Source organism: Robertmurraya sp., from assembly GCF_036676585.1.
Taxonomy (GTDB): domain Bacteria; phylum Bacillota; class Bacilli; order Bacillales; family Cytobacillaceae; genus Robertmurraya_A.
On the sequence record NZ_JAKFCQ010000156.1, the window covers coordinates 1 to 24,331 of the forward strand.

Here is a 24,331-nt window from a genome sequence, read left to right on the forward strand (position 1 = left end):
AGTGCAAATTCCTTGGTGTTCGGTCTGAATCCCCCTTGGATTCGGACTCTCAAAGGCAATTCCTTCAAGTTCGGTCTGAATCCACTTTGGATTCGACCTCCCAAGTGCAAATTCCTTCAAATCCTGTCCGAATTTCCTCTGGATTCGGACTCCCAAAGGCATTTTCTATCAAGTTCTGGCCGAATACCCCCTGGATTCGGACTCCTAAGTGCAAATTCCATCAAGTCCAGTCCAAATAACCATTGCAATCATTCAAGCAACAGGCAATCAAGCTTGGAACTCATTTATGATTATGACCATGCTTGGGTTCGGTATTGTATTATTAATGACTATGAAGCTCGCCATGGTCGGGTCTCTTGTTATACTTTTGATTTCGGTTGTAATTGGATACGTACTAGCTACCATGATCCTAGGAAAAGCTTATAACAATAGGAGCGGTAGAAGGGGAGCTGTTTGTTTCATTGATCACCGCTTCTAAAATGGCTCTTAAGCGTGGCAAGTTAATCAGGGTCCCATAATAGTCATATCGATAAGAGTCGCTAACCAAAGATCAACCCAACCCGTTCCCCAGCCCCAAGTCGTAAATACTAAATATAAACCAGGAAATAAAATAAATACAAAAAAGGAATTGGTAATTCAAAGGTGCTTTCGAAATGTGGTTCCGAATGATTCGCATGTATTTATTCATGGGTTTCGAAGGTCGCTTGCGAATGATTCGGAAGTATATATTCCTAGTTTCGAAGCTGGCTTTCTAATCATTCGTAAGGTAAAAAAAGTACGATCCAGGTTTTCGAAGGTTGTTTCCGAGTTGTTCGAAGGTTCTAATGAAACTTAAATAACCCTTATTCATTACCTATACGAAACAATAATATTGCAAGCAAAGCAGTAATTGGAGTCATTATGATGGTTTCAAAGAACGACGTAGAGGCTAAATTTCCAATCGTATTTAGGATCATAAGTACAAACATAGCCCAAATACCCATATTTACAACTCTATTGAATTTTCCCTTGAACATATATCCTGCCTTTACCAAAATTACAAAGAGAAAAAGGATTTGCACGGTGATGGAGATAGTTTCAAAGATGAACAAGTCAGTCGAATTGTTTAGTCGGCCACCCCAAACAAAATGATACGGAATGACTTGAAAAAGGATCAGGATATGCATGAAAAGGGCTAATGTACAGATGGTTATGATACTAGTACTTGCAAGTTTAAAACTGATGAACTTTTTCATTTAAATCCTCCCAATAAAACGAAGTTTCTCTTATTAATACTATTCATTGGGAAAGGAGATATGTTAGTTGAGCTATTTTATCAACTAGCCACACACCTGTAACAATTGGAAATTAAGTTGTGTAGGAACTGGCCGATATAAGTTAAGAGGGAACTAGTTATCATCTGAAATTTATATATACAATCACACAACAAACATGATTTCCTGGAGGTAGGTTTATGATAAAGAGAAAAAGTAGTATTAAAATGAAAATGCTCAGTATGTTTTTACCTATTATTCTTATTTCAACCATTGCAATCACGGCTTTAAGCTTTTTTAGCTCGAAAAAAGAAATTACGGTACTTACAGAATCTAGTGTAAATAACCAGATGTCAACGATTTTAGAGGAAATGGAGCATGGTTTCACGGCCCATACAAGGCTTGCTGAGTCCATTGCCACGTTGTACAAGGTAAAAGGGAACACTCTCGTAAAAGAAGATTACAAAAAGTCCTTAGAAGAAACCATAAAATTAAACGCCAATACATTCGGGCTAGGCATCTGGTTGGAACCATTCCAATATAACCAGAATACAGAATTTTTTGGGCCGTATGTTTATAGAGATGGTGAAACAATTTCGTACACAGAGGATTATGAAACTGCTGAATATAACTACCCGGAACTAGACTGGTATATTCAGGGGAAAGAAGTCGGGGAAGGGAAGATCGCATGGTCAGCGCCTTACTATGATGAGGGATTAAATAAAACATTAATTACAGCATCTGTTCCTATTTTTGTGGATGGGAAGTTCATTGGAAATATTACGGCAGATTACGATTTGACAACGATACAAGACTTGATTGTTACTCAAAAGTTTGAACAATCGGGCCATCTGTTCCTTGTAGGCTTAGCGGGAGAATTTATCGCCCATAAAGAAAAATCTATGACCGAGAACATAATGGAAGATTCCGAGCTAAAACAACTAGGAGAAGAGATCCTTGATAACGAAAATGGAACCAAGGTTTTTACAACGAACAATAAAGAATGGGAAGCTTTTTACTCTACCTTTCCTGAAACAGGATGGAAACTGGTTGCTGTAGCCCCTGCAAGTGAACTATATGATGGGATTACTTCTCTGCTACTGAAATCAATAGGTATTACTGCGTTCTTTTTAGTAGTGTCCATTACTTTAATTTTTGTATTTAGTTCGAGCTTGTCCAAAAAGATGAAACAGTTTGTTGAGAAGATAGGATTCCTTGCGGAGGGTGATTTAACCCATCCGATTCAAATAAAAACAAGTGATGAGCTGGGACAAATGGGTGATCATTACAATCAAGCCTTGAGTCAGTTAAACCAGATGTTTTATACGATCCGTTCTTCTTCTGAACAAGTAGCGGCTAGTGCAGAAGAATTATCAGCGAGTGCCGAACAGACAAGTTCATCCGTAGCGGAAGTGGCAGGGTCTATCCAGGATGTTGCTGCGAATAATAATGAGCAAAACAATTATACGAGCCAAATGAAAGACAGTACGAGTGCTATTTATCAAAGTATGGAACAAATTACGTCCAATATAGAAAATGTGAAAAACTCTTCTGCTCAAACGACGATTCTCGCCAAAGATGGAACCGACGATGTGAAAAGGGCCATTGAACAGATGAATGAGATCCATTCAACGGTTCAACAAACAGCTCAGTCTATTAACCAGTTAGATAACAAATCCAGGCAAATTGAAGAAATCGTCGGTCTGATTAATTCAATCGCTGAACAAACCAACTTGCTTGCATTAAATGCAGCGATCGAAGCTGCGAGAGCTGGGGAACATGGAAAGGGCTTTGCCGTTGTAGCAGATGAAGTGAGAAAACTAGCAGAGCAATCAAGTAAAGCTTCTGGAGATATTAAGGAATTAATTCACGAAATTCAGAATGAAATTAGTACCTCCGTATCTGTTATGAAATCGAGTACTGAGTCAACTCAGTCAGGAATTCATGTGGTTGAACAAACAGGACAATCATTCAATCAAATTTATGATGCGATTGGAAATATGACGCAGCACACGGAAGAGGTATATCACTCCATCGTTCATATCCTTAAAGAAGTGGATCAAATGAAAGATGTAGTAGATGCGGTGAACGAATTGGCTGTAACCAATGATGAAAAAGCTCAAAATGTATCGGCTGCAACGGAAGAACAAGCTGCCATGGTACAAGAAATGACGGCTTCGAGTGAAGCATTAGCACAAATTGCAACGGATCTTCAACTAGAATTAGCCAAATTTAAGCTGTAAAAAAGGGAAGGAAAGATGGGAATCATACATCTTTCCTTATTTTTTTCCGTCAAATTAATTCTTTCGCTTTCGATTGTTTTCTTGCAATCTCGAAGTCATTACAGAAACAAAATTCTGTATAAAGGCATTGTAATTGAAAGATAAAGCGATCTTATCAAGCGTTTCCACCGGTTCAACATCAGGTTTTGCTCGGAAATCTGCACTTGATGTTCCCCTAGAAAAATTCGAAATGTCAACTCTCGCTCTCCTCGAAATGAATTGAAAGGACTCGGGGCTGACAATGGAGTATAGAGTAAGAACATCATGAACTGCGGCAGCCTGTAAGCCAGGGATTAGTTTATTATACGCATTAATATAGTAATCCATTATGGGCTTAAATAAGCTTGAGAAAGGATTACTGTTAAGTGAGGATATATAGTTTACTATTTGAGGAGATATAAGAGAATAATTCGTAACATTTAGCGGTAAAATCGTAATGTTCCTGCCTTTTTCTAAGACCAAATCACTCGCGATTGGATCACCATAAAAATTAGCCTCTGCCGAAGCTGTTACATTTCCTGGGTGATTAAATGCACCTCCCATAATATACATAGAGTTTACTTGATTCATAAATTCTGGCCCTGCTAATATAAATGCGGTTGCAAGTGAGGTTGAGCGACCAACATCCACGATCGTTAATTCACTTTTGTACGTCTCAATAATTTTAAATATGCTAGAAAAATCCTGAATATTGGCTGTAAAGGTATCAGGTGGACGTATCGGTCCAAGCCCTTCTGGTCCATGTATTTCAGGATAATACTGTACTAATTCTCCGGAAAAAGGTCCTTTTGCTCCTCGTATGACCGGAATGTCTTGTCTCCCACCTAATTGGAGCAAATAAGCAGCATTTTTTGCAGCCTGTGTTTCATCCACATTTCCATATCCCGTAACTACACCCACTAATTCTATTTCTGGATGCAATAAGGCATAGATAATGGCAACTGCATCATCAATCCCTGGATCACCAAATAGCAACACTTTTTTCATTTCATTCACCTGTTTTACTAAGACTTTTTTATAATATATAGCTCTCGATAAAAACAGGTAACTTGTTTGTTTTGATTTGGTAATTCTTATCGGAGGAGTTAGTGAAAAGTGGTGAAAGCGTTAACCCGAAAAAACGTTTTCAAATTAAGACTTTATTGTTAAAATGGATAGGTTGGAGATATTTGGTAAATGGGTGATTATATTTCCAGTTGACCTATATGACGTTTTTTTTACGGAGGAACATAAAATGAGCTTTTTAAAAAATAAAATTGCGATTGTTACAGGGGTTAGTCGGCTGAAAGGAATTGGCGCGGCTATTTGTCAGGAGTTAGCAGAGGCAGGCTACCATTTATTTTTTACATACTGGACGAAATATGATCAAACGATGCCTTGGAGTGTTCAGAGTGATGAGCCAGAAAGATTAAAAGAAGAACTGCTGAAAAAAGGGGTGAAGGTGGGATGTATGGAGTTAGATTTAACGCTAGATGATGCGCCCACGCAACTACTCAATCAAGTTTGTGAAGAGTTGGGTGAGCCTGATATTTTAATTAATAATGCCGCCTACTCTACAAATAATGATTATTCAAATATAACCTTCGAAGAATTAGATAAGCATTATCTTGTAAACATTCGGGCAACTACATTAGTTAGTACGACATTTGCTAAAAGGTTTCATAAAAAATCTGGTGGAAGAATCGTCAATCTTACTTCCGGTCAATTTAAAGGACCGATGCCAGGTGAATTAGCGTATGCAACCACAAAGGGAGCTATTGATGCGTTAACGATTACGCTGTCAGCTGAAGTGGCTCCTTTAGGTATTACGGTGAATGCTGTGAACCCAGGTCCAACGGATACAGGCTGGATGACGGAGGAACTGAAAGAGGAGTTAACGCCCATGTTTCCTTTTGGTCGAGTAGGGATGCCAAGAGATGTGGCAAAAACGATCAAGTTTCTCGTCAGTGAAGAAGCGGACTGGATCACTGGACAGATTATTCATTCAGAAGGTGGATTTAAAAGATAACAAAAAGGCGGGGAAAATCCCGCCTTTTACGTGACGCTTAGAACTCTCTTTTCTTCCTTTTTAGGTTCTTTAATTAACATAACTCCGATCAAACCCATAAATGAAAAAAGCACGGGAATTAAAAACCCATAATGATACCCAATATGAATGGCTTGTTGTGGGAATAAATCTAGGATCTTTCCAAAAATACTAGGCAATAAAACGGCACTTAGAAATCCGCCTGTATTGGCAAAGCCTGATACCACACCAACTTCTTCTATAGGAAAAGACTTTCGTACGACAGCAAATGTTAGTGAACTCGCACCATTTCCAAATCCAATGATAAAAAGCAAAGCTACTACCATGAAAAAAGAAGGATTTACACCAGCAAAAAACAGTCCTCCCCAACTAAAAAAGACGGTTATATGAATGAGGGTGTAAACTCTTTTGATCGAATCTAATCTGCTTGTTATCCAACTGATTAACGGTCCACCAATAATGGAGCCAAATAGACAATACATAATCAGTTGACTGGCCTCAGAACGAGACAAGTCAAACACTTGAATACCATAAGGAACACCCCATGAACCGATAAATCCGATATAGGTACCGACGATTCCAAAGTGACAGAGGAACGTGGCCCAACCTTGCTGAGTGGAAAACACTCGCTTTAAAATCGCCCAAACACTTTCACGCTTTATGGTCGAACGTTTTTTTGATTTTGGATTTTCTGTAAATAGTTTTTTAGGTTTAGAAACGAGAACGGTATAGAGAAGAACCGATGATGCCACTAGGATAAGCCCGATGGTAAGAAAGGGTGTTCTCCAACCAGAAAAAGAAATCCACGCGGAAAAGGGAACAGTAGATGATAAGGATCCAAGACTGGCTGTCATAGAAACTACACCTAATAAACTAATAAATTCCTGAACTTTAAACCACTGATTCATAATTAAAACAAAATTGACAAAAATCGTGGCGTCTCCCATTCCCACTATTATTCGAGAGAGCAATAAAACATACTCATTCGGGGCAACACTGTAAATCACGCTTCCTATTCCATTAAGAAGGGTTCCAAAAATCAGAAAATGATTAGGTCCAAATCGATCAGACAACAATCCGACCGGTATTTGAAGTCCTGCATAGGCTAAAAATTGAATTCCCGTAATTAGTCCAATGAGAGAAGCGGAAACTTGAAAATCAGTCATTAATTGGTCAGTGATAAGACCAGGTGCCGTTCGTTGACTTACAATAATAAAATAGGCAAACAAGACGGTGCCAAACACTACCCATCTGTAGTTGCTTTCCTGTTTGTTCATGTAGATTAGATCCCTTCTGAGTACAAATAATTATTCTATTACATTTGATGTTTTACTTCGAAAAAAGCCACCTAAATCGGCGATAGAAGGAAAGATAAAACGAAAGGTTGTCCCGATACCGACTTCACTTTGCACACGAATCATTCCATTCATGGCTTTCACAATACTATATACCACCATCATCCCAAGACCCGTACCCTTTGATCCTTTTGTCGAATAATAAGGCTCTCCCAGTCGATCCAATTGTTCCTTTGTCATTCCAATTCCGTGGTCAATGACTGATATGGTTACATTTTTTTTGGTTGTATCTGTACGTATGATTAACTGCCCACCGCTAGGCATGGATTCAATTCCGTTTTTTATCACATTCAAAAAGCATTGATGAAACTTTAGGCGATCTCCTATAATATGTCCTTCTTTTTCAATTTGGGTAATTACCTCCACTGAATTTTGATTCGCAGTGGGTTGCAGCATTTTTACAATAAGAGTGAGCTCCTTGCTAACATCAATGGGTTCCACTTGTTCTAATGATGGTTTTGAAAAGGTTAGGTAATCTTTTATGACCTGTTCCGCTAAAATTAATTCATGTGAAATGATCTTCAGATAGTCTATATGTTTTTGAGATGTTTGTGGACCTTCTAGTAGCAATTGAACAAACCCTTTAGCCGAGGTAAGGGGATTTCGTATTTCATGGGATATGGCGGCACCCATTTGTTCCACGACTTCTAACTTACCTGATTTAATTAATTGATTTTGTAAATGAAAATTCTTTATAACAAACTCACTAGTTATGGAAATCATGGCGATTCCTAAATTAGGAACAACTAAATACGCTATGTATGCATCCAATCGATTGACATTTAAATCCATAAATACCAAAGAAGAAACAGTTATGACACTAAGTACAATACCAAACGAGATGGAAATGACTACCCGACGTGTTGGACGTTGATTCCAGAACCAGGGGTAAACCTTCCAAAAGAAAAAGGCTAAAGGCAAATAAAGGGCGATATTTGCATAGAATCCTGAATCGAATCCATATAATCCTCTAATAAAAATAACCATAATCGAAAGAATGGGTCCAATACCTAAGTAAAGTCCACCAATGAGCACGGGAAGCTCTCGTAAATCCATTGAAATATGTGGAACGGGATGGTAAGAGAACTGGAAGCATGACCAAAGGAGAACTATGCCCCAAAACAGTGAAAACCGTTTAGAAATAGAAAAATTCCTCATCTTGGCTGACCATACAAGTGCAAAGAACAAGAGAATGATGATTAAGGAAAGATTAAAAAAGAAGTGTTGAGTGATTTCCATGAGACTTCCTCCGACAGATTCAACCATTTGATTCTATTATATATAGGGTGATTAGAAAAAACATTAACATATTTTACGTTACTTTCTTGCTGTTGTAATCAAATTATAATATGGAAATTTATGTTATGATAGATAAAAAGAAAAATAGAAGGAGAGTGAATGGAATTTTACCTAGAAAAATCATCGCTGCATCCATATCGGGGTCTATTTTTACGATTATTTTAGGATTCGTATTTAATACTCTCGGTGAATCCAATAGCCAAGGATATTTGGTTTCCGCTATTACGATTATTCCTGTTTATATGATGTATAGCTTTCCAGTTATTTTAATCTACGGAGTAAGTACATCGATGATTAGTGACAAAATCGGTGAGTTTATTTCAAAACAGAATAAAAAGACCGAATGGGTCGTTTCAGCAGGGTTGCATATTCTTTTTGGCTCCATTTTGAAGTGGGTTAGCTTTGGAGCATCCGTCCTATTTTTTATAACTGATCGGTTATTAAGAAGACGTAAGCCTCATTACCCGTGGGGACAAGCGTTGAAAAGTTTGTGTATACCTATAGGAATCTGGCTAGTATGCATGGGTATGGTTTGGGCTGTTTTTTAATAAAATTAATCCACTAATGCAAGTGTATCTGGATTAGAACCACATGAGGATGAGTGATCATATGAAATGTAATTGCGAACAAGAGAAATGTAATGAAATAAGAGTGGAAGCGGATGTTGGGGCAGATCCTTTCTGGTGTCAAAGATGCGGATACAATTTTGACCTCGACCCATTCACACTATCTATGGAATTAAAGAAAGAATTGTTGAACTGGATGGTCCAATACGGTGAGTGGATCGATTGGGACACAGATAAGTTGGTTGAAAATGGTGTTAAATTGGAAGAGAAACATAACAAACAAGGAGAAAGACTTACAGAAAGCGTGAAAAAAGAACTTGGTGCAGCATACAGAGTTGTTTTTTCGCCATCCTCAATGGCACGTAGTTATGCTGAATAATTGCGATTAAAAAAACCAGCTTCCCAAGGGAAACTGGTTTTCATATGTAGCGCCGCCTTTGCCGTACGTAGTGTAAGAAAGTTTTAAACCACCACTCCTCAAAGTGGGTGTCCGCAGAAACATTCCTGCCTGTCCTCCAAATCATATAGATGGAGACTTGTCATTCCTGTTTCAATGTTAAACTCCCTATTACAGCTTAAAGGTTAAAACTTACTTATGAATACGAACAACGCAGCTTGTATTGTTATATTAATATAATAGTGAATGTTGTTCAATGGTAATTGTTTCCCAGTTGGTGGGTTTTAGAATGTGTTTGAATTAGCTGCTTGAAATTAACCAAAATCCAGTCACTCTTTTTGGAAAAACTCATAGATGAAGGACGTTCCGGTGTAGGTAGATGTTTGAAATGTTCTTCGTAAAGGTGATGAAAGACGTTATGGCATAAAAATAGTTTCAAAACGATCTTCATCGATGCTATGAAGATCGTTTCAGCTTTATACCGAGGCCGAAATGATGTTCATCGATACTATGAAGGTCATTTTAGGTTTAACCAAAGCCCAAAATGAAGTTCATCGATGCTATGATGATCATTTCAGCTTCAATCGCAGCGTTAATTGATGTTCATCAAGTATAGGAAGCTCTTATTTCACAAATATCCGCTACATTCCACAACTCCAACCACTCTCGGCTCCATCTATCTAAATAGCAACCTCCCAAATTTAGAACCATTTTTTTCACTTTTAGTTGGGAAAAGAAGAATATGAAAACGGTTTCAACATAAAATGAAATACACCGAGAATCAACCAGCTAGAATTGAAACGAAAGGGAGGGGACAAAGTGAGGATTTTATTATGTTGTGCCGCGGGAATGTCTACGAGTCTATTAGTGACGAAAATGGAGAAGTCCGCGGAGGAACAGGGGTTAGAGGCGAAAATTTGGGCGGTATCCGCGGACGTGGTTCGAAATCACGTCGATAATGCAGACGTGCTGCTCGTGGGTCCACAGGTTCGCTACATGCTGCCTCAACTGAAAAAACTAGGCCATGAAAAAGGGATTCCGGTGGACATGATTAATACCGTGCACTATGGAACATGTAATGGCGCCGAAGTGTTGAAATTTGCAAAACAGTTAGTCACCAAATAAGGAGTGATTGGAATGAGCAAATTTACGGATGTGTTGGAAAACAAGGTAATGCCAGTGGCTGGACGCATTGCCGGACAGCGTCATTTACAAGCTTTGCGTGATGGACTTATTTTAACGATGCCTCTTATTATTATAGGTTCGATTTTCTTAATACTCGGATTTTTGCCGATTCCTGGCTATGAAGACTTCATGGCGAATACTTTTGGGGACCAGTGGCTCACGAAGCTGCTCTATCCTGTGGGTGCGACCTTTGACATCATGGCGCTCATCGCCGGATTCGGGATCGCCTACCGGTTAGCGGAAAAGTACAATGTGGAACCATTGTCTGCGGGTGCGATTTCGGTTTCTGCCTTCCTGCTTGCCACTCCATTTGAAGTGTCCTTTTTAGCAGAAGGAGCAACAGATGCCGTTATGGTTGGCGGTGCGATTCCTGCTGCTTTGATGGGAAGTAAAGGGTTATTCGTGGCGATGTTAATCGCGATGCTGTCTACTGAAATTTATCGATACATTATCCAGAAGAATATTGTTTTCAGACTACCTGATGGAGTTCCGCCCGCAGTTAGTAAATCATTCGTTGCGTTAATTCCAGGTGCGATTGTTATTTTCGTTGTTTGGATTTTACGTATATTAGTAGAAAATACAGACTTCGTGAGCTTACACAATATCGTCGGAGAGCTTCTTGGAAAGCCACTTGGCGTGCTCGGTGGAAGCTTGATTGGTAGTTTAGTAGCCGTTTTCCTTGTACAGCTCTTATGGTCATGTGGATTACACGGTGCCTCCATCGTTGGTGGCGTTATGGGTCCGATTTGGTTAGCGTCAACGGATGCAAACCGCCTTGCTTTCCAAGAGGGAGCGGAAGAGTTACCGAATATTTTCACTGCTCAGTTCTTTGACTTGTTTGTCTATATCGGAGGATCTGGAGCGACGTTCGCATTAGTGGTCATGATGCTACTAAGGGCGCGGAGTCAGCAAATGAAGCAGCTCGGGCGGCTAGCGTTCGGACCGGGACTTTTCAATATTAACGAACCGATCACGTTCGGGATGCCAATCGTCATGAACCCGCTGATGATTGTTCCGTTCATTTTAGCACCACTTTCGATTGTGATTACCACTTATATCGCAATGAGCACCGGTCTTGTAGCGAAACCAGCTGGTATTGCGGTGCCATGGACGATGCCACCAATCATTGGAGGTTATTTAGCAACAGGAGGGAAGATTTCCGGAGCCCTGCTGCAACTCTTTAACTTCTGCGTCACCTTTGCGATTTACTATCCATTCTTTAGAATGTGGGATCGCCAGAAGTATGCGGAGGAACAAGGGAATTAAAGCATTTTAGGAGGAGCATATGACAAAGTTAGTGATCAACGCCGATGATTTCGGGTACTCGAAAGGAGTCAACCTAGGAATCCTTGAAGCTTACAACCACGGAGTCGTCTCCTCAACCACCATGATGGTCAATATGCCTGGAGCTGCGCACGCCGCAGCTCTAGCGCTTGCCCATCCAGGGTTGGGAGTCGGGATTCATCTTGTCTTGGACTGTGGATATCCTGTCCACTCAAACGTTCCATCGCTCGTCGATGGTACAGGCCGATTTTACAAAATGGAAGAAATGCTTGAAAAGGCAGATCCTCATGACATTGAAAAAGAACTGAATGCTCAAATCGAGAAGTTTTTCTCATTTGGCTTAACTCCGACACACTTGGACGGGCATCATCATGTCCACGGACAGGAAAAGATCTATCCTTTTGTGGAAAAATTGGCCAATGCCTTCAAGCTTCCGATTCGGAAGGTGTCAGCTGATAACAATCATTCAAGCAATCAACTTCTACAAACCACCCAAACCTTTCTGTATGAATTTTACGGTAACACATTAACTCCAACTTCTCTCATAGACTTAGTAAAGAAGTCTACTTCCTATGAAACCGCAGAAATCATGTCTCACCCAGCGTATGTTGACGAAGAGGTGCTAACGGGCAGTTCGTACAATGTCCAGCGTGCACGGGAGTTATCGATTTTAACCAATCCAGAAATCAAACAGATGATTGAGGAGAACCACATCGAGCTTGTTACATACAAAGACGTATTCAAGTAAGAGGGGGAGAAACATGGAACAAGAACAAATTGTGTTTCAAATCATTTTACACGGGGGAAACGGTCGGAGCTCTTCGATGGAGGCGATCATTGCAGCGAAGGCTGGAGATTTTGCAAGAGCACGGGCCAAGCTTCAGGAAGCAGCGGACGAGTTACATGAAGCACATAAAATACAAACAAATCTTATTCAATCTGAAATACGAGAAGGTCCATCTACAGTCTCGCTGTTAATGGTGCACGCGCAGGATCATTTAATGAACGCGATCGTCGTGAAGGATCTGGCATCTGAATTTGTGGATTTGTATGAAACACTAGGGTTTTCACAGGAGGGGGAAGCATGACAAAAAAACTCAAGGTAGCCACGATTGGCGGAGGATCTAGCTATACTCCGGAATTAGTGGAGGGGTTTATTAAACGATACGACGAGTTTCCGGTCAGTGAGCTTTGGTTAGTGGACATTGAGGCAGGCAAGGAAAAACTGGAGATTGTCGGAAACCTAGCGAAACGGATGGTGAAAAAAGCAGGCCTTCCGATTGATGTACATTTAACATTGGATCGCCGGGAAGCGTTAAAGGACGCGGACTTTGTGACGACTCAATTCCGCGTTGGGTTGCTGGAAGCCCGCGCGAAGGATGAGCGAATTCCGTTGAAATACGGTGTGCTCGGGCAGGAAACAAATGGTCCGGGAGGCTTGTTTAAAGGGTTACGTACAATTCCTGTGATTCTAGACATTTGTCGCGACATGGAGGAGCTATGTCCAAACGCGTGGTTGATCAATTTTACAAATCCAGCTGGTATGGTGACAGAAGCCGTTCTTCGTTATTCTACTATTAAAAAAGTCGTCGGGCTTTGTAATGTTCCGATTGGCATGGAAATGGGAATTGCGAAGTTGTTGGGTGTGGAGCACTCTCGTATCCGCATTGATTTTGCGGGGCTCAATCATATGGTGTACGGCTTGGATGTGTTTGTGGATGGGGAGAGTGTGAAGGAAAAAGTATTCACCCTTTTAACCGATCCGAATAACACAAGCTTTGTGAAAAACATCCCAGGCTACGGGTGGGAGCCACAGTTTTTGAAAGCACTAAATGCCCTGCCATGTCCGTACCATATGTATTATTACAAAACAAAAACGATGGTCGATAAAACACTTGAAAGTGCCGAAAAAGAAGGCACGCGAGCCGAAGTTGTTCAACGGCTCGAAAAAGATTTGTTCGAGTTATACAAGGACGAAAACCTAAACATCAAACCACCACAGCTCGAAAAACGTGGAGGAGCGTATTATTCAGATGCCGCCGTTCGCCTGATTACTTCTATTTATAATGATAAAGGGGACATCCAACCAGTCAACACAATGAATGCCGGTGCGATCGCAAGTATTCCGTACGACTCGGCCGTCGAAGTAAGCTGCATCATCACAAAGGACGGACCACGGCCCATCACGATGGGAGACCTCCCAGTCGCCGTTCGCGGATTGGTTCAGCAAATTAAATCGTTTGAACGAATAGCAGCAGAGGCAGCTGCGACCGGTGACTATTCCACCGCGTTACTTGCGATGTGCATTAACCCGTTGACTCCGTCGGATACAGTAGCGAAAGAGATCTTGGACGAAATGTTAGAGGCGCATAAGGAGCATCTGCCTCAATTTTTTAAAGAGAGCGACGTGTGAAAACACGTCGTTTTTTTGTTGGGGAGTGATTTATGCTGGTGGTTACCAGAATTTAGTGGGATGAGGGTGCTGGATGGGTGTAGTATCTGGTGATTCCATAAAGACTGATTTATTATGTTCATCATAGGTCGAAAATGGTAAAATTTACATTAACGAAATATTAAGGAGGTCCGGTTACGTATGCCCGTTATCATAACTAGTATTTTCTCAGCTCTCATTATCCTGATGACCGTATCATTCATGATCAAAGTGTTACATATCGCTTATAAACGTAAAGAAATTAGTTTTCGCCAGCTCATTTTGTACGTTGGTTCCTCCGTGGCTGTTGGAGCAATTGTTGCTATCAGCCTGCCTTTTGCTTATACAAAGCTTTTTCACTGGGTGCTAGGAGCTTAATTTTAAAAAAAGGAGTGGCCCTAATGACGCTATCAACCGAAAGATTAATCCTTAGAAAGCTGGAAACAACCGACGCCAAGCGAATTGAAGAATTAGCAGGAGACTATGATGTGGCAAAAACGACACTGAATATTCCTCATCCGTATCCAAAGGGATCAGCAGTGGTCTTTATTCATAGTGTAAAAGAATCTGAGAGCAAGGGGAAACTAGTCACTTACGCGATCACAAAAAAAGATACGAATGAGCTAATTGGACTGATGGCCATCAGCATTAACTCCACCTTTAACCGTGGGGAGCTTGCGTATTGGGTCGGAAAGCCTTATTGGGGACAAGGCTACGGAACCGAAGCGGCAAAGGCTCTTCTACAATATGGTTTTGAAGTACTCCAGCTTAACCGAATTTACGCACAAAGCTTTACCACCAACCCAGGCTCGTGGAGAATCATGGAGAAAATCGGTCTCAAATACGAAGGAACGTTGAGACAGCATGTTTCCCGTTTTGGTCAATACTATGATTTGGCTCAATACGGCATCCTTAATGAGGAATTTAATTAAAGAGGACCTGAGGTTGGAGAAGCAGACTATGAGAAAGCGAGATTTTTAAAGGTATCTACTTGAAACAGATGTTTATATAACCTTGAAAGCTGAAGAACATAAAATGTCCTCAGCTATTTTTTTTGAAAAATTAAAAAAATCCAGATGAAACCAATTCCTTACTATTGAAAAAGATTATAAATGTATTGTAAAAATATAAAATTAATCTGTAGAGATTTTATAAAATAGGAGGAGGTTTAGTATGTAAATGTTTTTAGGACGATTTTATGCTCAAAAATATTTTGTAAGCGCATTCACAAAAGGGCTACATCCTAGAACAAATCTAATTTAATAGGATTGGGGGATGGATAATGAAGACATTTAAGAGTTTAATTGTGATGATTCTATCTGTTGCTTGTGTTTTTTCCACCATTGAACCTTTACAATCTCAAGCAGCTCGACAGGAGGGGAAGAAAGTAGATATCGTAAAGGTTGAAGGCGGGTTAGTGAAAGGCGTAAAAACAGATGTGGACGGTGTTCAGTTATTTAAGGGAGTACCATTTGCGGGTTCTACTGCTGGTGAAAACCGCTGGAAGGAACCTCAACCAGTGGAGCCATGGAATGGAGTAAAGGTAAGTGATAGCTGGGGCGACCAAGTCATGCAAGAGGTCAATTTAAATCCTGTTGGAACGTTTTGGGGAGACGAGTTTTATTTCGATGATAGCTTTACTCCTAAAGCAAGTGAGAATGGACTAAACCTAAATGTGTATACTCCTGCTAAAAAAACAAACGATAAGCTCCCTGTACTTGTTTACATCCATGGCGGAGGAAATAATCATGGGCATGCATCGGAAATGGAGTTTTATGCATCAAAGTTAGCTGAAAAAGGGATTATTGTTGTTACGGTTCAATACCGTGTAAGCATGTTTGGATTCCTAGCCCTACCAGAGTTATCAGAAGAAAGTGAACAGGGAGTGTCAGGCAATTATGCCGTATTGGACTTGGTAAAATCTTTAAATTGGGTGAATGATTATATTGCTGGATTTGGTGGAAACCCAAATGAAGTTACCATTGCAGGACAATCGGCTGGAGCGATGAATGTAACGGCGCTTTTAAGAACGCCATTAGCTGATGGCTTATTTAATAGAGCTATTATTCAAAGTGGTTTTTACGGCCTATTAACGGCACAAGGTGCATCAGCCTATAAACCTCTTAAAGCAACAGAAACCCAGGCTGAAAATGCTGTTACGAAGGCTTTCGGAAAAGAGATGAGTCTAGATGAGTTAAGAGCTCTACCTGCGGAATATTACATGACAACAAAAACCGCTGATGGAACCCAAACTCTGTATGATTCATTAACGGCAGCTTCCTTACAAGGTGGTGGGTACATATTGGATGGGTATGTGTTCACAGAAGAATCTGTTGATCTTATGAGAGACGGTGCCTTAGATGGGATCGATATTATGATTGGCGGTACAGCAGATGAAATGACATCGCTTGTTCCTGGACCGTCTAACATGTCGTTGGAGGATTTTCAAAATACGATGAAAGCAACATATGGGGAGGAATATTCAAAGGCATACAATCCTACAAACACAACGGAAGCCTATAACTTATCTTTACGTGCACGAAGTGATCAGTTACATCAAACATACCTTCTATCAGCCGAATATATACAAGCACATAATAAAAACCTAAATGTTTACACCTACTACTTCGATCATGCTCCTCCTGGAAGAAATGAAGAATTTTATGGCGCATTTCATTCCTCAGAATTATGGTACTTTTTCAATTCAATAAGAAATACTGCTGGTCAGAGATCCTGGACCCCTGCAGATTACTCCATGGCAGAGAAGATGTCCTCTTACTATGCTAATTTTGTAAAAAAAGGGAATCCAAATGGAAATGGTCTAGCGAAGTGGCAGGAAACGAGCTATAAAACTGGCGAAAATTCTGCATTTGTAAGATGGTTTGATGGGAAGGCTGAAAATGTTACAAGCACTCCTTATCCATTGCGAGATGCTTTAAACCGAAACGTAGTTTTAAAAGCCTTTGGAATGACAGAGGAAGATCTTAAATAATGATGATAATAGCGCCTCTGTTTCATTGAGCATTCATTTAATGAGTGCTCTTTTTAACCTATTTGATAGAGCATCTAGAGAAAAAAATGAGTACATCACTAAAAAAGTGAGACTTTCTGTAAAAGACTACTCTTGATATGATCAAATTATAAAACGCTTACAACTTTTTGGGAGAATTGAGGGGAGGGAGAAGAAGAAGCTTTTTACTAGTGTTATAGATCTTAATAAATAGTTTGAAAGGGGAGTAAAAAATGAAATCACTGTTAAAAAGGTATATGTATTTTTTATTAATTGCCATATTTATAACGAGCGTCTTAGCATTGCCAGTTAGTGCACAAGATATTGGGGTGAATGTGGAAAATGGTGTAAAAAAAGAAGGAGTAACTGTTAATCGTGATAATCATTCCCCTACAGGATATACAGCAACTTTTGTATATAAGAATGAAACGGCTAATTCCGTTCAGTTTTATGGACAATTCCAATTTGCAAATCCCGGTGTAGACTACCCAATTGAAAATGTACCAACGTATAGTCCAGAAGAGTGGACAAAAGAAATGTTTCCGTTAAATATGAGCACGCCATACGTAAAGGAAATGACGAAAGTAGAAGGAACTGACTTTTGGACAATAAGCATGCCACTTCCTAGTGGCGGGTACCCATATTCCTATATTGTTGATGGGGTAACCATTGCAGATCCATCAAATATGCCAATCGCAAACCAGGATACTGGGAAACAGAATCTAAGCATGGCCTATGTACCTTTTGATTCAAAAAAACAATCCTTTGATTATTCCTATGTATTACCAAAAAAAGGAGCAAAGACTGGAAGTGTTTCCTTTGAAACATATTCAACCAGTGGATTATTAACAACCGATCAGTCTCTAGGAATCTATTTACCACACGGTTATGATCCGAATCGCAATGAGCCGTATAAAGTGATCTATCTTTCACATGGTGGAGGTGGTAATGAAGCGGATTGGTTTAATACAGGTAGCGCTGCCAATATTCTTGACAACCTAATTGCACAGAAGAAAACGGAGCCAGTGATTGTGGTAACGATGAATAATTCCGTATTTGGTTGGGACATGGCTAAAATTACAAAAAATATGATGGAAAATATAATTCCATTTATGGAATCAAACTATCATGTTTCTAAAGATTCCAATGATCGAGCATTTGCTGGTCTTTCCATGGGAGCTTTAACCACTACGAACATTTATTACAGCAATCCAACTAATTTTGGATATTTCGGGATCTTTAGTGGAGCAGATGCCAGGGTTGATTTAAGTAATTACAATTTAGATGACTTACGTAAACCTAAGCTATTCGTGGCTGCGGCATGGTATGATATGGCATACCATGATGTAGGCTTTAATTCGGAGATAAATACCCTAAAATTCATGTCAGTACTAGACGCAAACCAAATACCTTACGAATTTGAAAATGTAAATGGTGCTCATGATTGGTTCACATGGCCTCAATTATTGAATAAATTCTTAACAGACGTAGTGTGGAAATAGTAGGTTCGTAAACACTCTTATACTTTTACTCGTATAGGAGTGTTTTTTTTCTATAATAAACCACCTACTAAAGTCTGATTTTTCCGAATCGTTTGGAACTGTTACATTAATTTTGATAAAATTTATATCATAATTAACGTTCGTACAAACGATTTAAAAGAGAGGAAGATGGATTTTTCAATGAGAGCCCAATCAGATATTCAGTCAATGGACGCATCTATGCAAGACTCAGAAAATATGTTCATTGAATTTGAAGTATTTACTAATGATAGAATTCAAAAACAGTTTCTAATCGTAAAACAATTGATTGAGGGTGATCTAGAAAGTGCAGATCAATCAATCAGAGAATTATTGGGACTGATACAACGAAGTCCATTGCCCAATCATATAAAGAAACAAGTTGTATACGGATTTTTAGATATTTTAATGTTTAAAATTCAACATCTTTCCCTTTCAAAAGAAGGTACAAAGAAAGAAGACCTTTTATCGTTTTCTGAAATCAACAAAATGTTAACTACGAATGATTTCCATGAGATCGAGAGGATGTTATTAGTGGTTTATAGAAGAATAATAGATTTTGAAAATCATTTGAAAAACAGCAGCAAAATGAAAGAAGTCTTGAATTATATTGATACGAATTACCGAGACCCGGAGCTTACCTTAAACAGTATAGCTCAGAATTTTGAATTAAATCATTCATATGTCTCTAATACGTTTAAGAAAGAATTCGGTTATAATATCCTCGAATTAATCCAAATAAGAAGAATAACAGAAGCGAAATACTTACTTGAGAACACACAACAGAGCGTCTCTGAAATCGCATATAAAGTGGGCTATTACAGCTATAGAACACTATCAAATATTTTTAAACGCTTGGAAAAAATGACACCAACGCAATTTAGGGAATTAAAAGAGAATTTTAAATCAAATGGTTTAACGAAACATCCATCAAAATAATGTAGCTAGGGGACCAAAAAGGGTTTTTATACTTTCTCGTAATTTATCTGAAGTCATACCGATTTCAGGTTTTTTATTTGTAAATTTTTCTAGCTATTAGGAAAAATATGGTGTAACATTTAAGTGTACTTAATATTTAATAAAACTAAACTATTCATTCTTCTTAAGAAAGGAGAACCCCTATGGACATAAAACAAATTCTCATCGAAGCCAATCATTTTTCTGAAGACATCAAATTTGTTTTTATCAACGAATATAAAAAGCTACTCGACGAAAATGAGTTATCCCAAAAGCAATCTCTCGTTTTAAGCATTTTAGAGAAAAAACAACAACTGACGATGAACGAAGTAGCCAATATCATCAATGGAACCCCAAGTGCAGCAAGTCAGTTTGTCCAAAAGCTGGAGAAAAAGCAGTACGTGAAACGGGAGGTGAACAAGGACAACCGAAGAGAGGTGTTTGTGTTACTTGATGAAAAGGGAGAGGCCTTTTTTAACGAAATGACTGAGATTGATGAAAGGGTGTTAGAAAAATACTTTCTGCAGCTTCCAGAAGAGGATATTATCAAGTATCACGAAATTTTGAAAAAGCTCCACCAAATCGTCGTGAGAGGAGGGGAAGGGTAATGGAGACGGCTGTTGTCAATCAGCAATTCACGTATCATAAGAAGTCCGGGTACACGGGGTTTATCATTGCGATGGTCTGTGTATGTATGGTAGAAACGGTGGGGGTATCCTATCTACTCTACAAATGGAGCCCCTTTCTTCACTGGATTCATCTATTATTATCAATATCCACTATTCTTTTCCTCATCCTTGATTTACGAGCGGTCAACAAGAACCCTATCATCCTTCAAAACGACGAACTCATCATAAAAGTAGGACTTCGCCCGGCTGTTCATATTCAGCTTTCAGATATCTTAGAGATCAAGAGTGGAAAATTGAACTTTGAGAATGACCGAAAAAATAAAGAAGTGCTCGACCTCTCGTTATTAGGTTTTGACGAACCGACTTTTGAAATCGTTTTATCGGAGCCGATCCAAAACAAAAGCAAAACCATACAACGAATTTTTTTCACAGTTGACGATGAACGTGCCTTTTATGAACTAGTGAATCAAGGGAGGGGAAATCATTGAGTATTTTCTATTGGATCGTCCTTCTATTTCTCGTGACGTACGAACCCGTCTATGGTTATTTTGATTATCAGAAATTTAAACGGAGAGTCGCACAATTTCCATTGGAGAGAGTGAAGTATTATAAAAAAGTCATGCTCGGACTTTGGATTCCAACTTTTATAATCCTTGGAGTAACTGCATTTGGTCCTTTGAACTTCCATGACATCGGCTTAAAAGGAATCTCCATTAATACATCAACTTTAGGACCTTGGGTCACGTATGGTTCTTTCGGATTAGCAGGGATCTATTTGGTTAGTCTCATATATTATTTAGTAGGTTCCAAGGTTAGTATAAAAATGAGAACCGACATTGCCGAGCTAAAGAAAAGACAGCACGAGAAAATCGCGTTTAAAGACATCTTGCCACATTCGAAAGAAGACAAACGTGTATGGACGTATGTGTCTTGGACAGCGGGAATCACGGAAGAAATCATTTATCGAGGGTTTTTAATTTTTGTCCTATTTCAGCTATTTCCGGGTCTTTCCATTTGGCCCGTGTTGATCCTTTCCTCCTTGTTATTTGGTTTGGCCCACACTTACCAAGGAATTCTGAATGTCATTAAAACCTCATTGTTTGGCTTGTTTTTCGCCATTTTATATATTGGATTAGACTCGATTGTCCCTCTGATGATTTTGCACTTCCTCATCGATTATGTAGGAAAGATCGGGGATGATGAGGAATGAAATAACCCGATTTGTTTAATACCTATTTTAACAAGTACTTTCAGGATAATTATGGTAAAATCAAAGGGAAGATAGAAAAATTTTCTGGAGGAATTAACTCATGGAGAAAATTTTAGTGAAAACAGGGATATATTCATTTATAGGTTCTTTCTTCTTATTAATTATTTTTATGAAAAGGGAACAAAACACGATAGACGTAGACGGGATGACTACATTTACGGTGACACCTTACCCAGAGTTTTTCTTTAATATTTTAAGATATTCGGTAATTTCTGCAGTCATTGCAGTTGTACTTGTATGTGGTTATTTACTGACAAATAAGAAAAGTTCGGAATAAACTTAACAGATTTATTTTTGGTTTATGATGGAGCGTAGTTTTTTAAGCACCCGAGTTGAGAAATAGGCGGAGAAATTCCGCCTAATTAATAATTATTATTAAAAAACATTAAAATAGACGGAGAGATTCCACCTATTGGCTCAAAAAAATCGAAAAGGAGTGATTTTGCTTTGCGTAAGCGGAAAAACTCCTCTTATTCACCTCATAACAAGCTCCATTCTGCATTTAACGGAAAAATATCCGCTTATTTTACTTTAGCTGGTTACTCGATTAAGGACAATACATCTTATGAGTTTTACTTTTTTATATACCAATAGCGATGCCCATATAACTGTCATTTCGGCACGTATTTTGAAAATAGTACCTCAAAACGGAACCCTTTATTTTAGCACTAGTGGCTTTTTTTTTATGAAAGAAACCACCATAAAAAGCATATATTAAGGACAGGCCATAAATAGTTCGGAGATGAGTCAACATGGTGTATTTCCTTAAGAAAACAGGAATTGTCCTACTTGGCAGTATGTTATTGTCTTTTGGTATCAATTTTTTTTTAGTTCCTTTTGAGGTACTTGATGGTGGAATCATTGGGATTGGTTTAATAATAAAGTATTTAACGGGGATACAAGCGGGTTTAGTCATTATATTTTTGAGTGTCCCGATTTTTGTGCTAGCTTGGTTATATAACAAAAATTATTTTTATAATAGTTTGCATGGGATGCTCATATCTTCCTTTATCATTGATTTACTGGCCTCTTCTCAACTTTTACCATCTGATATGATTTTTCACCCGATAGTTAGTTCGATATTGGGAGGGATTTTTATTGGAGTGGGTATTGGGATCATGCTTAGATATGAAACAAGTACAGGAGGAACAGACCTCATTGCCCAATTTATATCAAAATTTTTTAACATCAATGTTGGAATGATCATATTTGTCATCGATACGGTTGTGATTTCCATAGGAGGATGGCTCATTTCAAAAGATACCTTTCTCTTGTCGATTTTGACCGTGATCTTTGTAGGCTTTTTTACTAGCTTTTGTACATGGAACTACAAAACAGAAAATGGTTAGAAATCTTCATTAGTTGTGCAAAATCTAACTTATATGAAAACGGGCATTCCTTTAAAATAGGGATGCCTTTTACTATTAAACAAAACTTGAATGTCAAATTCTTTTTTTACTCGAGCAGGGAGTTAAAAAAACGTTATAAAGAATAGATATTTGTAAAAAGTGTGAAATAAATGTGGCTGTGAATCGACTAATTGATGAGTATAAAAAATCGGGGGGAAAATGGAGTTGACCAGCTGATGATTAGCAACAAAATTTCGGAGTGGTTTTACTTGTACAACAAAGATATTTATCATTTTTTGGTTTATTACATTGGGTCGAGTGATGTTGAGGATCTGGTGCAGGAAGTTTTTATCCGAGCCATTAAAGGCTTTGATACGTTTCAGCAAAAATCGAGTCCTAAAACCTGGCTTTTTTCGATTGCACGCCATGTAGGGATGGATGAAATGAGAAAAAGGAAGCGCGTAAGGATGATGCAAAAGCTTTGGTTCTGGGAAGAGAAAACAGAAAAGGAAACACCGGAGATCATTTTTCAAGAAAATGAAAATAACCGGTTACTTTACGAGGCGATCCAAGCATTAAAATCAAATTATCGAGATGTTATCATCCTGAGAGGAATTAAAGAACTTTCTGTATCTGAAACAGCATCCATATTACAGTGGAATGAAAATAAGGTTCGAATCACCTATCATCGTGCACTAAAGGCACTGCAAAAAGCAAAGGAGGATTTTCTATATGAAAGATAATGAGAAATTTCATGATTTAGAGAGAAACATCCGATCCTTACCTGAACCGGATTATGATAAACAGTTTACAAAGGAAACCCAAAATCGCATCCATGAAAATGTATTACAGTTTGCAAGTTCTTATGATAAAAAGAAAAAGAGAGTGACCATTATGAAAAAGATTTCATTAGGTTTAGTTAGTGTAGCAGCCCTCGTGTTATTCGCCATTCTTACCCTTCCAATAAATGAGGATCGTCCATCTAGTTCTGATCCAAATGAACAAACACCAACAGATGAAACGATAGTGGACCATGAAAAAGAGGTTATTGATCAGAATAAAGACACAGAAATTCTTTATAAAAATACAGAATATGGTTTTACTTTTAACCTTCCAAAAAGTTGGGGTGATTACCAGATTGTATCGGATTCTTGGGAAGGGATTTCAGAACAAAATAATACAATGGAACATGGTCCCATTCTTTTCATTAGGCATCCTCAATGGTCAGAGGAAAAGCCAAGACAAGATATTCCGATATTGATTTTTACTCTTACTCAATGGTCCTCGCTTGAAAAAGGGGAATTTCATATAGGTGCTGCTCCTGTTGGTCCAACTTTATTAGGGCAAAATAATGAGTATGTTTTTGCGCTTCCAGCAAGGTATAACTTTGCCTTTTTAGAGGGGTACGAAGAAGTAGAAACGATTTTAGCAAATCAGCCACTTCAAGCGAATGAAGAGAGATAAAGAACAAATAATTGAGGAACAATAAGTGGAAAAGGTATATAAAGGCGAGGGAAT

At 38.8% G+C, this 24,331-nt stretch carries 26 protein-coding genes; 22 read left to right on the top strand and 4 right to left on the bottom strand.

Annotated elements, in window-relative coordinates; genetic code table 11:
* Window positions 1–208 precede the first annotated feature (208 nt).
* Window positions 209–478, top strand: a complete 270-nt coding sequence (locus ACGLXV_RS19605; RefSeq protein ID WP_391559997.1) for a hypothetical protein — start codon at window positions 209–211, stop codon at window positions 476–478.
* A 364-nt stretch (window positions 479–842) separates the two neighbouring features.
* Here ACGLXV_RS19605 and ACGLXV_RS19610 read toward each other — a convergent pair whose 3' ends face one another.
* Complete coding sequence (locus ACGLXV_RS19610) at window positions 843–1,235, bottom strand: hypothetical protein (RefSeq protein ID WP_391559998.1); 393 nt, start codon at window positions 1,233–1,235, stop codon at window positions 843–845.
* 218 nt (window positions 1,236–1,453) lie between these two features.
* Here ACGLXV_RS19610 and ACGLXV_RS19615 point away from each other — a divergent pair, with 218 nt between their 5' ends.
* A complete protein-coding gene (locus ACGLXV_RS19615; RefSeq protein ID WP_391559999.1) occupies window positions 1,454–3,496 on the top strand; it encodes a methyl-accepting chemotaxis protein in 2,043 nt (680 codons plus the stop codon).
* A 54-nt stretch (window positions 3,497–3,550) separates the two neighbouring features.
* Here the strand turns inward: ACGLXV_RS19615 and ACGLXV_RS19620 are convergent, their stop codons facing one another.
* Window positions 3,551–4,522: a nucleoside hydrolase gene (locus tag ACGLXV_RS19620; protein ID WP_391560000.1), complete on the bottom strand. Its 972-nt coding sequence runs from the start codon at window positions 4,520–4,522 to the stop codon at window positions 3,551–3,553.
* 247 nt (window positions 4,523–4,769) lie between these two features.
* Here ACGLXV_RS19620 and ACGLXV_RS19625 point away from each other — a divergent pair, with 247 nt between their 5' ends.
* Window positions 4,770–5,543 (top strand): SDR family oxidoreductase, encoded by a 774-nt coding sequence (locus tag ACGLXV_RS19625; RefSeq protein ID WP_391560001.1) that lies wholly within the window; start codon window positions 4,770–4,772, stop codon window positions 5,541–5,543.
* Between the two features lie 26 nt (window positions 5,544–5,569).
* On the opposite strand, the gene ACGLXV_RS19630 is transcribed toward ACGLXV_RS19625, so the two are convergent.
* Together ACGLXV_RS19630 and ACGLXV_RS19635 are read right to left on the bottom strand one after the other, a co-directional pair.
* Window positions 5,570–6,838 carry an MFS transporter gene (locus ACGLXV_RS19630; protein WP_391560002.1) on the bottom strand — a complete coding sequence of 423 codons (1,269 nt, stop codon included), beginning with the start codon at window positions 6,836–6,838 and terminating at the stop codon, window positions 5,570–5,572.
* Between the two features lie 30 nt (window positions 6,839–6,868).
* A complete protein-coding gene (locus ACGLXV_RS19635; RefSeq protein WP_391560003.1) occupies window positions 6,869–8,155 on the bottom strand; it encodes an ATP-binding protein in 1,287 nt (428 codons plus the stop codon).
* 155 nt (window positions 8,156–8,310) lie between these two features.
* Between ACGLXV_RS19635 and ACGLXV_RS19640 the strand changes: the two genes are divergently transcribed.
* From ACGLXV_RS19640 to ACGLXV_RS19735, 19 genes are all read left to right on the top strand, one after another.
* The gene (locus ACGLXV_RS19640; protein WP_391560004.1) at window positions 8,311–8,763 is read left to right on the top strand and encodes a hypothetical protein; all 453 of its coding nucleotides are present in this window, start codon (window positions 8,311–8,313) and stop codon (window positions 8,761–8,763) included.
* A gap of 61 nt (window positions 8,764–8,824) precedes the next feature.
* The gene (locus ACGLXV_RS19645) at window positions 8,825–9,160 is read left to right on the top strand and encodes a hypothetical protein (protein WP_391560005.1); all 336 of its coding nucleotides are present in this window, start codon (window positions 8,825–8,827) and stop codon (window positions 9,158–9,160) included.
* A gap of 837 nt (window positions 9,161–9,997) precedes the next feature.
* Window positions 9,998–10,303 carry a PTS sugar transporter subunit IIB gene (locus tag ACGLXV_RS19655; RefSeq protein WP_119708028.1) on the top strand — a complete coding sequence of 102 codons (306 nt, stop codon included), beginning with the start codon at window positions 9,998–10,000 and terminating at the stop codon, window positions 10,301–10,303.
* A 12-nt stretch (window positions 10,304–10,315) separates the two neighbouring features.
* On the top strand, window positions 10,316–11,629 hold the full coding sequence (gene celB, locus ACGLXV_RS19660; protein WP_391560006.1) for a PTS cellobiose transporter subunit IIC: 1,314 nt from the start codon (window positions 10,316–10,318) through the stop codon (window positions 11,627–11,629).
* A 19-nt stretch (window positions 11,630–11,648) separates the two neighbouring features.
* A complete protein-coding gene (chbG, locus tag ACGLXV_RS19665; protein WP_391560007.1) occupies window positions 11,649–12,395 on the top strand; it encodes a chitin disaccharide deacetylase in 747 nt (248 codons plus the stop codon).
* 13 nt (window positions 12,396–12,408) lie between these two features.
* Window positions 12,409–12,735, top strand: coding sequence for a PTS lactose/cellobiose transporter subunit IIA (locus tag ACGLXV_RS19670; protein ID WP_119708031.1), 327 nt, complete (start codon window positions 12,409–12,411; stop codon window positions 12,733–12,735).
* Window positions 12,732–14,060 (top strand): 6-phospho-beta-glucosidase, encoded by a 1,329-nt coding sequence (locus ACGLXV_RS19675; RefSeq protein WP_391560008.1) that lies wholly within the window; start codon window positions 12,732–12,734, stop codon window positions 14,058–14,060. The genes ACGLXV_RS19670 and ACGLXV_RS19675 overlap by 4 nt, the downstream gene beginning before the upstream one ends.
* Before the next feature lie 180 nt (window positions 14,061–14,240).
* Window positions 14,241–14,456: a hypothetical protein gene (locus ACGLXV_RS19680; RefSeq protein ID WP_391560009.1), complete on the top strand. Its 216-nt coding sequence runs from the start codon at window positions 14,241–14,243 to the stop codon at window positions 14,454–14,456.
* Between the two features lie 23 nt (window positions 14,457–14,479).
* Window positions 14,480–15,010 (top strand): GNAT family N-acetyltransferase, encoded by a 531-nt coding sequence (locus ACGLXV_RS19685; RefSeq protein WP_391560010.1) that lies wholly within the window; start codon window positions 14,480–14,482, stop codon window positions 15,008–15,010.
* Between the two features lie 350 nt (window positions 15,011–15,360).
* Entirely contained in the window at window positions 15,361–17,070 is a 1,710-nt protein-coding gene (locus ACGLXV_RS19690; protein ID WP_391560011.1) for a carboxylesterase/lipase family protein, read from the top strand.
* Window positions 17,071–17,321: 251 nt separating this feature from the next.
* Window positions 17,322–18,590, top strand: coding sequence for an alpha/beta hydrolase-fold protein (locus ACGLXV_RS19695; protein ID WP_391560012.1), 1,269 nt, complete (start codon window positions 17,322–17,324; stop codon window positions 18,588–18,590).
* A 168-nt stretch (window positions 18,591–18,758) separates the two neighbouring features.
* The gene (locus ACGLXV_RS19700) at window positions 18,759–19,547 is read left to right on the top strand and encodes a helix-turn-helix domain-containing protein (protein ID WP_391560013.1); all 789 of its coding nucleotides are present in this window, start codon (window positions 18,759–18,761) and stop codon (window positions 19,545–19,547) included.
* 182 nt (window positions 19,548–19,729) lie between these two features.
* The gene (locus tag ACGLXV_RS19705; protein WP_391560014.1) at window positions 19,730–20,173 is read left to right on the top strand and encodes a MarR family winged helix-turn-helix transcriptional regulator; all 444 of its coding nucleotides are present in this window, start codon (window positions 19,730–19,732) and stop codon (window positions 20,171–20,173) included.
* On the top strand, window positions 20,173–20,682 hold the full coding sequence (locus tag ACGLXV_RS19710) for a hypothetical protein (protein WP_391560015.1): 510 nt from the start codon (window positions 20,173–20,175) through the stop codon (window positions 20,680–20,682). The genes ACGLXV_RS19705 and ACGLXV_RS19710 overlap by 1 nt, the downstream gene beginning before the upstream one ends.
* Window positions 20,679–21,404: a CPBP family intramembrane glutamic endopeptidase gene (locus tag ACGLXV_RS19715; RefSeq protein ID WP_391560016.1), complete on the top strand. Its 726-nt coding sequence runs from the start codon at window positions 20,679–20,681 to the stop codon at window positions 21,402–21,404. The genes ACGLXV_RS19710 and ACGLXV_RS19715 overlap by 4 nt, the downstream gene beginning before the upstream one ends.
* 100 nt (window positions 21,405–21,504) lie before the next feature.
* Entirely contained in the window at window positions 21,505–21,741 is a 237-nt protein-coding gene (locus ACGLXV_RS19720) for a hypothetical protein (protein WP_391560017.1), read from the top strand.
* 478 nt (window positions 21,742–22,219) lie between these two features.
* Entirely contained in the window at window positions 22,220–22,813 is a 594-nt protein-coding gene (locus tag ACGLXV_RS19725) for a YitT family protein (protein ID WP_391560040.1), read from the top strand.
* A gap of 236 nt (window positions 22,814–23,049) precedes the next feature.
* A complete protein-coding gene (locus ACGLXV_RS19730) occupies window positions 23,050–23,556 on the top strand; it encodes an RNA polymerase sigma factor (protein ID WP_391560018.1) in 507 nt (168 codons plus the stop codon).
* Window positions 23,546–24,277 carry a hypothetical protein gene (locus tag ACGLXV_RS19735; protein WP_391560019.1) on the top strand — a complete coding sequence of 244 codons (732 nt, stop codon included), beginning with the start codon at window positions 23,546–23,548 and terminating at the stop codon, window positions 24,275–24,277. Before ACGLXV_RS19730 ends, ACGLXV_RS19735 begins: the two co-directional genes overlap by 11 nt.
* Window positions 24,278–24,331: the final 54 nt, after the last annotated feature.